Annotated in this window: 16 protein-coding genes; 2 read left to right on the plus strand and 14 right to left on the minus strand. The window is 55.5% G+C overall.

The window, feature by feature from the left end:
• Window positions 1-286: 286 nt before the first annotated feature.
• The 7 genes from BM299_RS15700 to BM299_RS15730 all read right to left on the minus strand — a co-directional run bounded on the left by BM299_RS15700 (window position 287) and on the right by BM299_RS15730 (window position 6,706).
• On the minus strand, window positions 287-1,897 hold the full coding sequence (locus tag BM299_RS15700) for a putative polysaccharide biosynthesis protein (protein ID WP_092486546.1): 1,611 nt from the start codon (window positions 1,895-1,897) through the stop codon (window positions 287-289).
• Window positions 1,898-1,956: 59 nt separating this feature from the next.
• Window positions 1,957-2,502, minus strand: a complete 546-nt coding sequence (locus tag BM299_RS15705; RefSeq protein ID WP_092486549.1) for a methylated-DNA--[protein]-cysteine S-methyltransferase — start codon at window positions 2,500-2,502, stop codon at window positions 1,957-1,959.
• Window positions 2,502-2,762 (minus strand): hypothetical protein, encoded by a 261-nt coding sequence (locus tag BM299_RS15710; RefSeq protein WP_245779821.1) that lies wholly within the window; start codon window positions 2,760-2,762, stop codon window positions 2,502-2,504. Before BM299_RS15710 ends, BM299_RS15705 begins: the two co-directional genes overlap by 1 nt.
• Before the next feature lie 94 nt (window positions 2,763-2,856).
• Window positions 2,857-3,795 (minus strand): cysteine synthase A, encoded by a 939-nt coding sequence (gene cysK / locus BM299_RS15715; RefSeq protein ID WP_092486552.1) that lies wholly within the window; start codon window positions 3,793-3,795, stop codon window positions 2,857-2,859.
• 144 nt (window positions 3,796-3,939) lie between these two features.
• Complete coding sequence (gene groL / locus BM299_RS15720) at window positions 3,940-5,577, minus strand: chaperonin GroEL (RefSeq protein WP_092486555.1); 1,638 nt, start codon at window positions 5,575-5,577, stop codon at window positions 3,940-3,942.
• Window positions 5,578-5,633: 56 nt separating this feature from the next.
• The gene (gene groES, locus BM299_RS15725) at window positions 5,634-5,918 is read right to left on the minus strand and encodes a co-chaperone GroES (RefSeq protein WP_092486558.1); all 285 of its coding nucleotides are present in this window, start codon (window positions 5,916-5,918) and stop codon (window positions 5,634-5,636) included.
• A gap of 296 nt (window positions 5,919-6,214) precedes the next feature.
• Window positions 6,215-6,706, minus strand: coding sequence for a MogA/MoaB family molybdenum cofactor biosynthesis protein (locus BM299_RS15730; protein WP_092486561.1), 492 nt, complete (start codon window positions 6,704-6,706; stop codon window positions 6,215-6,217).
• Window positions 6,707-6,814: 108 nt separating this feature from the next.
• Here BM299_RS15730 and fdhD point away from each other — a divergent pair, with 108 nt between their 5' ends.
• Window positions 6,815-7,615 (plus strand): formate dehydrogenase accessory sulfurtransferase FdhD, encoded by an 801-nt coding sequence (fdhD, locus tag BM299_RS15735; protein WP_092486565.1) that lies wholly within the window; start codon window positions 6,815-6,817, stop codon window positions 7,613-7,615.
• A gap of 18 nt (window positions 7,616-7,633) precedes the next feature.
• Here the strand turns inward: fdhD and BM299_RS15740 are convergent, their stop codons facing one another.
• From BM299_RS15740 to BM299_RS15765, 6 genes are all read right to left on the minus strand, one after another.
• Window positions 7,634-9,562 carry a molybdopterin biosynthesis protein gene (locus tag BM299_RS15740; protein WP_092486567.1) on the minus strand — a complete coding sequence of 643 codons (1,929 nt, stop codon included), beginning with the start codon at window positions 9,560-9,562 and terminating at the stop codon, window positions 7,634-7,636.
• A gap of 98 nt (window positions 9,563-9,660) precedes the next feature.
• On the minus strand, window positions 9,661-10,890 hold the full coding sequence (locus BM299_RS15745) for a molybdopterin molybdotransferase MoeA (RefSeq protein WP_092486570.1): 1,230 nt from the start codon (window positions 10,888-10,890) through the stop codon (window positions 9,661-9,663).
• An 11-nt stretch (window positions 10,891-10,901) separates the two neighbouring features.
• Window positions 10,902-11,081 carry a hypothetical protein gene (locus tag BM299_RS15750; protein ID WP_092486572.1) on the minus strand — a complete coding sequence of 60 codons (180 nt, stop codon included), beginning with the start codon at window positions 11,079-11,081 and terminating at the stop codon, window positions 10,902-10,904.
• 209 nt (window positions 11,082-11,290) lie between these two features.
• Window positions 11,291-12,283 (minus strand): hypothetical protein, encoded by a 993-nt coding sequence (locus tag BM299_RS15755; RefSeq protein WP_092486575.1) that lies wholly within the window; start codon window positions 12,281-12,283, stop codon window positions 11,291-11,293.
• Between the two features lie 27 nt (window positions 12,284-12,310).
• Window positions 12,311-12,943, minus strand: coding sequence for a metallophosphoesterase family protein (locus BM299_RS15760; protein ID WP_092486578.1), 633 nt, complete (start codon window positions 12,941-12,943; stop codon window positions 12,311-12,313).
• Between the two features lie 67 nt (window positions 12,944-13,010).
• Window positions 13,011-13,322, minus strand: a complete 312-nt coding sequence (locus BM299_RS15765; protein WP_245779822.1) for a MoaD/ThiS family protein — start codon at window positions 13,320-13,322, stop codon at window positions 13,011-13,013.
• Window positions 13,323-13,571: 249 nt separating this feature from the next.
• Between BM299_RS15765 and BM299_RS15770 the strand changes: the two genes are divergently transcribed.
• Window positions 13,572-13,844 carry a hypothetical protein gene (locus BM299_RS15770; protein ID WP_092486584.1) on the plus strand — a complete coding sequence of 91 codons (273 nt, stop codon included), beginning with the start codon at window positions 13,572-13,574 and terminating at the stop codon, window positions 13,842-13,844.
• Window positions 13,845-13,928: 84 nt separating this feature from the next.
• Here BM299_RS15770 and BM299_RS15775 read toward each other — a convergent pair whose 3' ends face one another.
• Window positions 13,929-14,339 carry a molybdopterin-dependent oxidoreductase gene (locus BM299_RS15775; protein ID WP_114340141.1) on the minus strand — a complete coding sequence of 137 codons (411 nt, stop codon included), beginning with the start codon at window positions 14,337-14,339 and terminating at the stop codon, window positions 13,929-13,931.
• Window positions 14,340-14,342: the final 3 nt, after the last annotated feature.

The raw sequence follows: 14,342 nt of genomic DNA on the forward strand, positions 1-14,342 counted from the left end.
GGCCTGCGCATTACGAGTGCGCTGCTCTACCACTGAGCTACGCCGGCATAATATTCACATACAATCTTAATATTACTCTTGTTATGCTTAATTGTCAAGATGAAAGCACTGCCAGCGCAGCAAAGAAGCCCCTTCCCTTACGGAAAGAGGCCCCTTTATGTCATGGGCCCGCAACAATCCGCTCGACCATTGCGACCCGTAATTATATTATGACCGGTATTTCGTCAATTATTTATGGAATGGTTTACCGAAACGATGATTATTGTTAATGTAAAAATTGTATAATTTATCTCGAGCCTATCTTATCCAGTAACGCGGCCAGCCGCGCGCCTATACCGGGCAAACGCCGCATATCCTCAGCCTTTAAGCCGCCCAGTACAACCAGCACCAGGGGATAAACAAGTGCACCGGACACCACGGCGATCAGAGTGGGCCAGTTATTGCCCCCGATTTGCCCCGCCGCCGCCCGGTAAACCAACAGCACACCGGCGGACATAACCAGCGTGGCCAGACCCGGCCGCCAAAACATTTCCTGTATATTGAATTTAAAATCCACCAGACGTGCTATGGAAACCAGGTTAAGGGACGAAGACAATGCAAAAATTATAACGGTACCCATTGCCGCGGCCCGGATACCCAGGGGTGTGGGTGTAAGGTAATAGGTAATAAGCAGCTTGACCAAAATGCCGATTACCAGGTTGCGCACCGGCACGACGGCCCGGCCCATACCCTGAAGCGCACCGGAAGTAACCAGGTGGACGGACCAGAAAACCGCTACGGCGGATAAAGCAGCCAGGGGCACCCCGGCGGATTCCTCGGCAAAAAGCAGCAAAGTTAATTGAGGGGCCAGTATGTACAGTCCCGCCGCAGCGGGCAGGGAAAAAATGATAACCAGCCGCAGGGCCTGCAGCAATTGATATCTGATGCGGTCCAGGTTTTTCAAAGCAAACGATTCCGCCACCGCGGGCACCAGACTGGCCCCCAAGGACACGGCCAGGGCTGTGGATATATTGATGAAAGACATGGCCATCTGGTTGAATTGCCCGAACTGGGCAATGGCCTGCTGATGGCTGTAACCCACCAACTGCAAGCGGTCAACAATGAGCTTGTGGTCAATAATACCGGTAATGGACATGGCCACGCCGGCGAAGGATACCGGCAGCGCCGTGCTGAAAATTCGCTTTAGCAGAGAAAACGTACCCTCCCTGATCCCGGACGTATCCTCCCTGGCCATGGCCACTATATCCCGCCGCTGCCTGCGATAAAGGTAAACCAGCATCAGCGTGGCCCCCACCGCGCCGGGCACGGCGCCCAAATTCGCCCCGGCGGCGGCAATGGCCGGACCGTGCGGCAAGAGCAGGTAACTGAACAGCAGGGTGGCGGTTACCAGCATTACCTGGTCGGCTACCTGTGAATAGGCCACTACCCGCATATTTTGCATGCCCTGAAAAAGCCCCCGGTAAGCGGCGGTGACTGCGGCGAAAAAAATCACCGGGGCGATGGCCCGCATGCCCAGGTATGCGTCGGGGCTGGGCACCAGTCCGCTTTCAATCAACCACCCGGCGCCGGCAAACAGCAGTATGGAAAACGCCAGCCCCACCAGGAACATGACGCCCCGGGCCACCCGAAAGGTGCGCAGGGCATCCCGGTAATGCCCAACGGCCATTTTTTCCGATATTATGCTGGCCACGGCCACCGGTATCCCCGCCGACGTAAGGGTAAAAAAAAGCAGGTAAAACTGGTTGGGCACGGCATAAATACCCAATCCCTCGTCACCCAGCATACGGCCCAGGGGTATCCTGTAAACAGCCCCCAGAATCCTTATAAACAACCAGGCAATAGTCAGGGTAATGGCACCCTGGAGTACCGTCTGTTTATTGAACGGGCTTTTGGACATAAGATATTCATACCTCTTGCGTAGTATCTAATGAACATATTATCCATTTATTACCAAATTTATATTTCACACAAAGGATACCGGCCATCCGGCCCCGGTACCAGCCCTTCGGTGGCCAGCAGGCGGCGCTTCCACTCGGGGCGCCCGCCGAACCCGCCCAGGCTGCCGTCGCCGCGAATTACCCGGTGGCAGGGTATAACCAGCAGCATGCGGTTGGACCCCAGCGCCCCACCCACCGCCCTGGCCGCCCGGGGATAACCGGCCAGGGCGGCCACCTGCCCGTAGGACAAAAGCGAGCCATACCCTATGCCATGCACCACCCGCAGCACTTTTTGCTGAAAAGATGAATAAACAGACCAGTCCACGGGGAATTCAAACTCGGTGCGTTCCCCGTTATAATACCTGTTCAATGCCTCTTCCAGCCCGGCGAGTTCATCCCCCGCCCCGGGCGGCGCCATTACATAACCACCCGCCACCCCCAGCCCGGAAAGATGCTTTATACTTTCTTCCGCGCTCGGCACCGGTAAAGTAAGCGCCGCCAGGCCGTTTCCGGTACGGGCGGCACCCACCCACCCGGCAGGCGTGCGCATTGTCCAGACCCGCATTATATTTCCCCCACATGAGCTTGTTTTTTAACCGCCCCGCAGGCCAGAACCACATCCCGCCACCCCATGGCGCGCAGTTCACGCCAGCCGGTGGCCAGTGTCACCGGAGCCAGCAGCAACACGGTAAATCCCAGCCTGTACAGGGCAATAATTAACGGCGGCGCCTCGGCCGCCTTGGTAAATATGGACGAAAAGGCTGCGGCAAATACACCCAGTATTACCGCCAGATACGGGTTGATAACCGGCTGTGGCATCTTCATTTCACTTCCTTGTTATGCAATTAATTCGCTACAGGCTGTTATTATACCTGCATAATTTTTCGCACAGCCGGTTGTTTTCATCCTCTACAGTAAGCTATTCTTCCGGCGTTTTAAACTGGAACAGTTCCGTGGACAGGTAGCGTTCCCCTGTATCCGGGAATATGGCCACCACCGTACGGCCGCGATTTTCCTCCCGCCCGGCAAGTTCCAGAGCCGCGTGAGCCGCCGCCCCCGAGGAAATGCCCACCAGCAGACCCTCTTCCCGCGCCAGCCGCCTGGCGGCAGTCATGGCCTGAACGCCGGTGACCCGCATTATTTCATCCAATACATTTGTGTTTAACACTTCGGGTACGAAACCGGCACCAATGCCCTGGATTTTATGCGGCCCGGGTTTACCTCCCGATAAAACGGGCGATTCGGCGGGTTCCACCGCCACCACCCGCAGGCCGGGCTTTCTTTCCTTGAATACTTCACCAATGCCGGTGACAGTGCCCCCGGTGCCCACCCCGGCCACCAGGATATCTACCTGCCCGGCGGTATCCCGCCAAATTTCCTCCGCCGTGGCGGCCCGGTGCGCGGCGGGGTTGGCCGGATTGGCAAACTGGGCGGGAATGACGGCCCCCGGTATTTCCAGTGCCAGTTCTTCCGCCCGGCGAATGGCGCCGGGCATCCCCTCGCCGCCGGGGGTAAGGACCACTTCAGCCCCCAGGACCCGGAGCAGGTTTCGCCTTTCCACGCTCATGGTTTCGGGCATGGTTAAAATACACCGGTATCCCCGGGAAGCGCAAACCATGGCCAGCCCAATACCGGTATTGCCGCTGGTGGGTTCGATGACCACGCTCCCCGGGCGCAGCACACCGTTTTGTTCGGCTGCTTCAAGCATGGCCAGGGCGATACGGTCCTTGATGCTGCCGCCGGGGTTGAAAAATTCCAGCTTGGCCAGTATACGGCCCGGCAAACCCGTGCCGAATTTTTTAAGTTCGTACAATGGCGTATTGCCGATCAATTGTTTTAAATCATCATAAACAGGCATCTGATCACTTCCATACAATAAATTTAAGTTTCTATAAATATTGTCACCTTTCAATGGTATTTTAACACCGTGAACTAACATTCCTTCTTAAAAAACAAGACCCCGCACAATTGGCGGGATCTTGGCAATAATCGTTTATTTTATTTACATCATCGGAGGCATTCCGCCGCCCATGCCGCCCGGCATGCCGCCGCCTCCTTTGTCTTCTTCCGGCTTGTCAGCCACCAGAGTTTCGGTGGTGAGAATCATGGCCGAAATGCTGGCCGCGTTCTGCAGCGCGGAGCGGGTTACCTTGGCCGGGTCCACGATACCGGATTCAATCATGTTCACATATTCGCCGGTCAGGGCGTTGAAGCCGACGCCCGGATCCACGGTCTTGACCTTCTCCACCACCACGGAACCTTCCACTCCGGCGTTGCCGGCAATCTGCCGCAAGGGTTCTTCCAGGGCCCGGCGGACAATGTCCACGCCTACTTTTTCATCCATATTTTCGGGAGTGAGGTCGTTCAAAGCACCGATGGCCTGCACATAGGCCACGCCGCCGCCGGAAACGATGCCTTCTTCCACCGCCGCGCGGGTGGCGTTCAGGGCGTCCTCAATGCGCAGCTTCTTCTCCTTCATTTCAGTTTCAGTGGCCGCGCCAACCTGGATCACCGCCACGCCGCCGGCCAGCTTGGCCAAACGCTCCTGCAGCTTCTCACGGTCAAAGTCGGAAGTGGTTTCTTCGATTTGTTTCTTGATTTGCTGCACCCGGGCGGTGATGTCGTCGGTGCTGCCGGCGCCGCCCACGATAATGGTTTCTTCTTTCTTGACCCGCACCTTGGAAGCCCGGCCCAGCATGGACATGTCAACCTTGTCGAGCTTCAGGCCCACTTCCTCGGAAATCACGGTGCCGCCGGTGAGGATGGCGATGTCCTGCAGCATAGCCTTGCGGCGGTCGCCGAAGCCGGGCGCCTTCACGGCCACGCAGGTAAATGTGCCGCGCAGTTTGTTCAGCACCAGGGTGGCCAGGGCTTCGCCCTCCACATCCTCGGCAATGAGCAACAACGCTTTACCGGACTGGACCACATTTTCCAGCACCGGCAAAATGTCCGCCACAGCGGAAACCTTACGGTCAGTGATCAAAATATAAGGCTCGTCCAGGTTGGCTTCCATTTTATCACTATCAGTGATCATGTACGGAGATATGTAACCCCGGTCAAAGTTCATCCCTTCCACCACTTCCAAAGTGGTGCCGATACCCTTGGATTCCTCAACGGTGATAACCCCGTCTTTACCGACTTTCTCCATGGCGTCGGCAATCAGGCTGCCGATGGAACTGTCATTGGCCGAGATGGATGCAACCTGGGCAATGGCGTCCTTGCTTTCCACCGTTTTGGCGCTGCCTTTGATGGCATCGACAGCTTTCTCCACGGCCCTTTCGATGCCGCGCTTCAAGATCATGGGGTTGGCGCCGGCCGCCACGTTTTTCAGACCTTCCCGTACCATGGCCTGAGCCAGTACGGTGGCGGTGGTGGTGCCGTCACCGGCCACGTCGTTGGTTTTGGTGGCCACTTCTTTGACCAGTTGGGCGCCCATGTTTTCAAACGGGTCTTCCAACTCGATTTCCCGGGCGATGGTTACGCCGTCGTTGGTAATCATCGGGGAACCGAACTTTTTCTCCAGTACCACGTTACGGCCCTTGGGGCCCAGAGTAACCTTAACCGCTTCAGCCAGGGCGTTTACACCCTTTTCCAGCTTCTTGCGGGCATCTTCACGGAAAATAATGTCTTTACCTGCCACTTATAACTTACCTCCCTTTATTTAGATATGATTGATTTCAGATAATTATCCTGAAATTACTCAATCACGCCGAGAATATCCATTTCACGCAGAATCAGGTATTCTACATCGTCAATTTTCACTTCATTGCCGGCATACTTGGAAAATAGCACTTTATCTCCCGCTTTCAGGTCGATGGGCACCCGCTGACCGTTTTCCAGCAGTTTGCCCGACCCTACCGCCACAACTTCGCCTTGCTGCGGCTTTTCCTTGGCCGTATCCGGCAGAACGATACCGCTTTTAGTTACTTCTTCGCTGGGCAGAGGCTTAACAACTACCCGATCGCTTAAAGGTCTAATCACAAAAACCCCTCCTTTGATATTTGGTAAAATGTTGAGCGGTTTTATTTGTTAGCACTCATTTAGATTGAGTGCTAATACCCACAGGTAATATAATATAGAACAAGCAAACCAAAAGCAAGCATTTTTTCAGGAGAAATTAACTAAATTTCTCTTAATTAAAGTGAACTTGTTTAAAATTGCTTTTGATTTCTCCTTCTATATTTTTCTTATTGGGTCACAATACCGCCGTTATTTTTTTTCATAGAATATTTTGCCACAGTGTTATCCTCTTTATACAGTCATTTCCAAAAAAAATTCTATTCCGCGCCGCACTCCCCGGCCCGGCCCGTAAGTATTTCCAGCCCATGGGGCAGCGCCGGCAAAATCACATCCAGGCACTCGCGCACCCCCTTGGGACTGCCGGGCAGATTGACAATCAGGGACCTGTTTCTAACCCCCGCCACCGCCCGGGAAAGCATGGCCCGGTTAGTTTTTTTCAAGCTTTCTATGCGCATGGCCTCGGCCAGACCCGGCACTTCCCGCTGAATCACCGCCAGCGTGGCCTCGGGGGTATTGTCCCGCGGACCGAGGCCCGTACCTCCGGTGGTCAGAATGAGATCATTTTTACCATGATCAACCAGATCGATCAACGTTTCCTTGATCAGGTCGTAATCATCGGGGATAACCCGGTAATCCACCACCGCCCAATTCAGTTTTGCCACCATTTCTTTAATCACACCCGCGCTGCGGTCCTCTCGCTCCCCCCGGGCCCCTTTGTCGCTCATGGTTACAACTGCTACCTTAAACAATGTTATATCGCCTCCCATTATTTCAACATCCCTTGCGCCATGCTTCCAAACTCCGGTACAATATCTTTAAAAAAACCAGTATCGTTTAGAAAAAACCGGAGGATTCAAATGACCGACAGAAAAGAAATATACATAGAAAAAATAACCGGTTCCACCCGTACCCGAAAGAAAGACTTGGTGGTTCGGGAAACGGCCGTCACCATCCATCTCAACAACACTGAACTGGTCACCCTGGTTTGCTCACCCACCCACCTGCAAGAACTTTGTTACGGCTTCCTGTATGCGGAAGGCATTATCACCGCCGCAAGCGACGTAACCGAATTTTTCATCAACGAGAAAGACGGGCTGGCCTGGGTGGAAACCCGCCGCCCGGTACAAGCTGAGCATAACTTTTTAAAAAGACACGTGGCGTCCTGCTGCGGTCGGGGCCGGGCATCCTTTTATTTCGTCAATGACGCCGACATCGAACCGGTGTCAGGCGGTTTAACCATTTCCACCGCCGCCATTGTCGCCCTGCGCAGCGACGTGGAACGCCGGGCCGCACTGTTTACAACCACCGGCGGTGCACACGGCGCGGCCCTCAGCGACGGTGAAAACATTCTTTGTTTTTTTGAAGATGTCGGCCGCCATAATACATTGGATAAAATCAGCGGGTGGTGTTTGCTGCAAAAAATGCCCGCCCGGAACAAAGTGCTCCTTTTTTCCGGGCGGGTATCCTCGGAAATACTGCTTAAAACGGCCCGCCTGGGTATTTCGGTGGTCATTTCCCGCTCCGCCCCCACCGATTTGGCCCTGGAACTCGCCGACCAGTTGAATATCACCGTGGTGGGGTTTGCCAGGGGCGACCGCATGAACATCTATACCCGGGGTGAGCGCATCACCGGTAGCACCGATGGTGCCGAGTGTTGAAATGTTGCGATTCGCTTGTTATCCCCGGCTGTCGTACATTATTTTGCCGCAGTCCCGCAGGTCATAACCGCCCAGAGCCCGCACTTCCTCCCGAAAGGCTGGTTCGGCCATGACCTCCAGCAGCCGTTGGATATACGGCGTATCGTAATATTCCACCGGGATGCAAAGGTCGTAACGTTCCTCCACCACGGGCACAAAATCCAGGCCCAGGGCCAAGGCCGCGGCCCGGATGCCCATCCCGGCGTCCGCGGAACCCGAGGCCACCGCCGCCGCCACCGCCATATGGGTGTATTCCTCCCGTTCGTAACCCCGAATGTCATCGGGACTGATCCCCTGCTGCTTCAACTTAAAGTCAAACAAAATACGCGTGCCGGCGCCCCGCTGCCGGTTGATGTAGCCCAGTCCTGGCGTCGCCAGGTCTTCCACCCCGCGAATGCCGTGGGGATTACCCGGCGCCACGATCAGCCCCTGCTCCCGGTAAACCAGGTTAACCACAACCACCGGCCGGTCGGCCAGCAGCCTTTTAATGTAAGACACGTTATAATCTCCGGTTTCCTCGTCCAAAAGGTGCGTACCGGCGCAGTGAGCTTCTCCCCTTTTCAGGGCGCTCAACCCCCCCAGACTGCCGACGTGGGCCGAGGAAAGGGTGGCGTAAGGATGTTTTTTGCGCAGGTGATTGGCCAGCACATCCAGGGTAATGTCATGACTACCGATAATCACCGTGGTTTCCCGCACTTCTTCCAGCGAGCGCATCAACTCCACCGGCACAGTCTGCCCCGCGTTATAACCCTCGGAAAGCCTGGGCACCCGCAGTATGCCGTCGGCCCGCACCATGGACATAATCACCCCGGCGCCCCGGGATATGGGAGTGGCTATGATTTTGTCACCCACTTGTCCCAGCTTGACCCGTACAAATTCTTCCGTGCCCATGGGCGATACAATTTTGCGGGACACTATAACCTCGGCCTTTTCCGGCACCGGCGGCACCGTGCCCAACTTCCTGTAAATAATGGGTTTGACAAACAACTCGGCGGCCAGCACTGCGGAAACGGGATAACCGGGCACTCCCACCACCGGTTTGCCCGCCACTTCCCCCAGCACCACGGGCTTGCCGGGCTTGATGGCCACGCCGTGAGTGAGTACCCGGCCCAGTTCGCCGATCAGGGACGCGGTAAAGTCCTCCCGTCCCGCCGAAGAACCGGCGTTGATCAACACCACGTCACTTTCGGACACGGCCTCCTGCAGCCGCGCCTTCAGAGCACCGTAATCATCGGCCGTGATTTCCCGTCGCCGGGGTGAACCGCCCCACTGGCTCACCATGGCGCCCAACACCCGAGTATTATATTCAATAATGTCCCCCGGTTTCAGTTCAGCACCGGGTTGCACCAGCTCGGTTCCGGTGGGCAACAGCGCCACCCGCGGCCTGGGGTGCACGGCGATTTCGGTCACGCCGCCGGCCAGTATACCCCCCAGGTCCACGGGGCGCAGGAGGTGGTTGGCGGGAACGATCATTTCCGTAGCCACCACATCTTCCCCGATGACCCGCATATGCTGCCAGGGCACGGCACCGGCGGTTATTTCAAATGTTATATCATCTAAAAAGTGCACATCCTCAATCATGATAACGGCGTCACATTCCGGTGGCAACGGGTCCCCGGTATCCACCACAACGGCGCGTTCGCCCACAGCGAGTCTTTTGGGGGTGGCATCCGAGGCGCCGAACGTATCCGCAGCCCGCACCGCCACCCCGTCCATCGCCGCGGCATGGTAGTGGGGCGAAGATGACCGGGCATAAACCGGCGCCGCCGTAACCCGGCCCGCCGCATCCTCCACCGGTATTACTTCACTCTCCCCCGGCTGCAGCGCCCCCACTTGGTCCAGGTGGCTCATATATTCCGCCAGGGCTTCCTCCAAGGGCTTATCTTCCAGGTAAACATCACGTTTCATAAATTTCACTCCGTTTTTTTATAGAATTCAGGAGTCAGAATACAGAAGTCAGAATTTAGGGTAATTGCATATTTTTGTATAAACCGATTTCCCAAACCTCAGAACAACTTTACCTCAACATACTCCCCCGCCTCAACGCCCTCCTTGTCCGCCGGTATGCGGGCCAGCCCGCCGGCCTGTACCATGGTGCTGATCAAACCCGATTTGCCCAGCACGGGATCGGCTGTAATTTCACCGCCCTCGCGGTTCAGCCTAACCCGAATATAATCTTCCCGCCCGGCAGCCGAGCGCATATTACGCTTCAAGCGGGCCCGCACGGGAAATTCCAGGGGGTCGTCCACGTAAGCGCCGTACTTTAACAGCGGAGTCACCAGCAGATTAAAGACCACCATGGCCGATACGGGATGGCCCGGTAACCCGAATACCGGCTTGCCGTCCACCACCGCCCCCACAGTTGGCTTGCCGGGCTTGATGGAGATGCCGTGAAACAATACGCCCGGCGATCCCAGGGTATCCAGCACCTTGGCGGCCACGTCCCGTGTTCCCACTGAACTGCCGCCCGACAACAGTACCAGGTCGCACTCCGCCACCGCCTGCTGCAGCCTTTCCAGCAACAGGTCAAAATTGTCCCGCACAATACCGCATATCCGGGCCTGCGCCCCGGCGCGGACCGCCTGGCCGTACAGGGCATAAGAATTGATGTCCCGTACCTGCCCCGGCCCGGGTCGCTCATGGGGTTCAACCACTTCGTCCCCGGTGGAAATTATGCCCACCCGCAGCGGGCGGGCCACCGATACTTCGGATAATCCCACCGCCGAAAGCACCCCCAGGTCCTGGGGACGCAGTACATGCCCCGCAGGCAGTACCTTACTGCCCGCGGCTATATCCTCCCCGGCGCGCACCACATGGTCGCCCGGCGCCACCGGTTTGGTCACCCCGATGGTCCGGTCGTCCAGTTCTTCCGTATATTCAATCATCACCACCGCATCAGCTCCGGGGGGTAGCATGCCCCCGGTGGGAATGCGCCAGGCCTGCCCCACCTCCAGGTCGCCGGCGGCCTCACAGCCCATAAGCACCTCTCCGGTTATGTCAAGGTAAGCAGGCAGGCTTTCCGAGGCCCCGAAGGTATCCCTGGCCCGCACCGCAAACCCGTCCATGGTGGAACGGTCAAACCCGGGCACGTCGTCCACGGCCGCAACGTCCTCCGCCAGTCGCCGGCCCAGCGCCTCCAGAAGCGGCACCCTTTCCGCCCGGCGGCCTGTTTTGATATGCACGCCCAGCAGTTCCCGGGCCTCCCTGACAGTTCGGGCCTGAAATAGTTCGGCCATTTTTTTACCCCCTAAAAACAGCCCAGTTCGCAGGCAAATATTTTTATCTTCAACTCGTCCGCCGCCCGGCCGATCTCCCGGGGCGGCACTCCCAGTTCCTCAGCCAGTTGTCTGGCGCGGGTACAGCTCAGCTTTCCGCCGGTGGCGGCGTTTTGTACCGCAGCCTTGATTTCTTCCATGCTTTTACTCATTGTTTAACATCTCCCTCTTAATTTTTTCCTTGGCATGGCAAAATAAACAATCATACCGCTAAATATAACTCCGGTCATTTGCCCGGGCGTTCTGTTTGAAAATACATATTGCTATACTAAAAGATAACCTGTTTTGGCATATGATGCAACATGCGAGTAAAGATTCAGACATAAAAAAAGAAAGGAACTCCTGTCCTTTCCGACTACAATCAATCCGCGCATTCTATGGACCGTTCCAGTTCCAGCAGCCTTTCCAACGTATCCGGACTGAGCCTGGCGTACAGTTCCTCGCGGTAAAACCGCCCGGATTTTTTTTCCGGCCCCAGTCTCCTGGCCACATCCGACCAGCTTATTTTTTGCCGCCGGTGATACAAGTCCATATCCACGAACCTTTTACCCGCAGCGTTATATTCCAGACTAACCAGTATTTTTTTTATTTCCAGGGGTTCCATCATGGTAAACAACCGTACCTGGTAAGCGGCTACCGAAAGCAATGCCAGGGCATGGTCCCTGGTCCAGGCTTCGCCCAGGATAAAACCGGCCTCCAGGTCCCCCAGAACCAGCGCCAGCCGCTGGGAGTGAGTTTTATAATGCTCATCGGCATCATAGATATTGATGCGCACGTCATACCACCGGCTGTTTTCCATGGCCTCGGTGAAATAACGCACCGCTTCCCGCCGCAATTCCCGGTAAACACTGGGGACTGATTTGTTTACCAGTAAGGCCGGTTCCATTAGGTCGGCCACCCGCACCGATCTTCTTAGAGGACGCCGGGTAAAAATAATTACCGTATCGCCCGGCCCCCCTTGGCTTACAGCTTCGGTAAATTCCAGGGGCTGCGCACGGTAATCCTGCCTGATGATATCAATGATACCGGACCCGCCGTCCGGCAAACGCTGCACCAATAGTCCCGGCCCCAGCGCGGCCCGGGATACCAGCGACACCAGACCGTGGTTGATGATTTCCGTCAGGGCTACCGAAGAACCCAGGCGCAGAAACACCACCCGGGCCCGGCTGTGAACCACGTTTTCCTCCTCTGAGGACATGATAAAGATGATGGTATCCGACTCACCGGAAATTTCCAGAGCCCCGGTAAAATCAATTTCCTTTCCACCCAATGCCGTTATCAGCCCATTACGCAGTTCTTCATCCCGGTTTGTTCGTAAAAAGAGAAATCGCGGGCCGGTACGCACAAAAATCATTGGCAAACAACTCCCCTTTTTAGTAAGTTAAATGGATCCGGGCAAACCATAATAAGCATCCATCTTCCGGTGTGCGTTAATTGACCAGGGGTACGGCAACTTGTAAACCCGGCGCGAGGGATAAAAAATAATGTTTACTTCATTAAGACCGTTCAGGTAACGATACCTGTCATCCCGCGGGCCGGGGTGGAAATTATGCCCATACAAGTTAAAGTCAGTGCCCACCGGCAATTTTTTTACCCGGTGGGCCAGTCCCAAAGACATATCACCAACGGAAATGATTTCTCCTTCGCCCACCAACCGGGCGTGCCTGCTGTATTCATCAATTACAGAAGCCATATCATGGTTGCCGGGCGTTATATATATTTTACCGGCGCACGATTCTTCAAGCAATGCGATCAGCGACGCCGCAGCCCGCCGGTAGACCGTTGATTTACCAGGATCCAGTTCCAGTTTAATATCATCAGCCAGGTCACCGGTATGAATCAAAACCTGCGGCTTTAGTTCCGTAATCAAGTCTTTAACTGCCGGGTAAAATTCGGTGGGCGTATCGCTGATATGCAATATTTTCTTTTCCGGTGCCCGCTTTATTTCGGGCGGTACATAAATACGTCCGGTCGCCCGGAAAACCATGCCCCGGCAAAACTCCAATACGGACATAATCTGATATCCTCTCTAGATGAAAAGGTCAGTGAGCTTGAACAATTAGTTGACATGTATGCCTTTATTATTTGGTCTCGTTTTCCTTGTGCGGATTAACCAAACCAAGAATAACCCGGTATGGTCCGGGGGTTCCAGGGGGCACAAAGGCTACCCGGTCACCGGGGCGTATAGAACGGTTTTTTAGCGGGCCGGCTACACCGTTGATAAAAACCGCCTCTAATTTTTCCAGAGGCAGTTCCAGCTGCCGCGCCAGTTCTTCCGCGGTGCATTCCCTTTCCAGGGGCACCGACATGGGAAAAGGCCAACCCCGGCTGTCAAATATTTCCTTAATAAAGGAAAATCCCCTTACTTCAACTGCTCCTGTCTTTCCGGTCAAAAGAACCACCCCTTTAATAAAAGAATACATAAAACAATTATTTTAAAACAATTGTAACATAAGTTAAAGTAAAAAACGTCAGTAAAAAAATTTGTTCCACTATTGGGCGCCCACCCTAAAAACACCTTCAGCCAACAGGTGTTTTTGGGTGCCCCGTAGCCCCCGCGGCCAGGCTTATAAAAAGGATAACCGCGGGTAATAAAGAATACTTGCATCAAGAAAACACCGCACTGGAGTGAACAACATGTTATGCCCGGCGAAATCACCCTCCACGGCGTTACTGCACCCCGGGGAATGCAATTCACTGTATCCGGTAACTTCCGGGTGGCACCAGGCGGTAAAAATATTATTTTCCAACCGACCAGCATAACCGTAGGTCAGAACACCTTGGACCAACAAGTGCTGGACTACATTTCATACCAGCACCCGTTGGCCTGGGACATTACAAAAAACTTTCCCATGCTTTCCATATCAAATTTGACTACTGACAACCGCAAAATAATCATATCTTTAAATTCATAATAAATCCTATCGGTAAACCCGGCAGCGGGCGGAAGTGCCGCGTTTCGGGCACCCCGGTTTGCACCCGCACGGGGTTGATGGAAATCACCTCCGCCCCGTTTGCCGCGGCCTTGCGCAAGTACTCCAGCAGATGCGGGTTGGTGCGGGCCGGGTCGCGCCCCAGAGCAGCACGGTGCGGGAATTGGCCAGGTCGTCCCACTCATGGGCCTGATGCCCGCCGAAATCCAGTTCTTGGGCCGCCAGGCCGCTGCCCCGGCACAGGCTGCCCCCGGGCACGGTAACACCGCCGTACACATTGAAAAAACGGCTGCCCAGCCCCCGCAAAAGCCCGTTGGAGCCGCTGGCATCGTGGTGCAACACGGCGGTGGTGCCATAGTGCTCTTTAATTTCCGTCAGCTTAGTGGCCCAATGATCCAGCGCTTCTTCCCAGCCGATACGTCGCCACCCACTGCCCTCACGCAACAGCGGGTGCAAGATACGCCGGGAACTGTACATCCG

Origin of the sequence: Desulfoscipio geothermicus DSM 3669 (assembly GCF_900115975.1) — a bacterium.
Classification (GTDB): domain Bacteria; phylum Bacillota; class Desulfotomaculia; order Desulfotomaculales; family Desulfallaceae; genus Desulfoscipio; species Desulfoscipio geothermicus.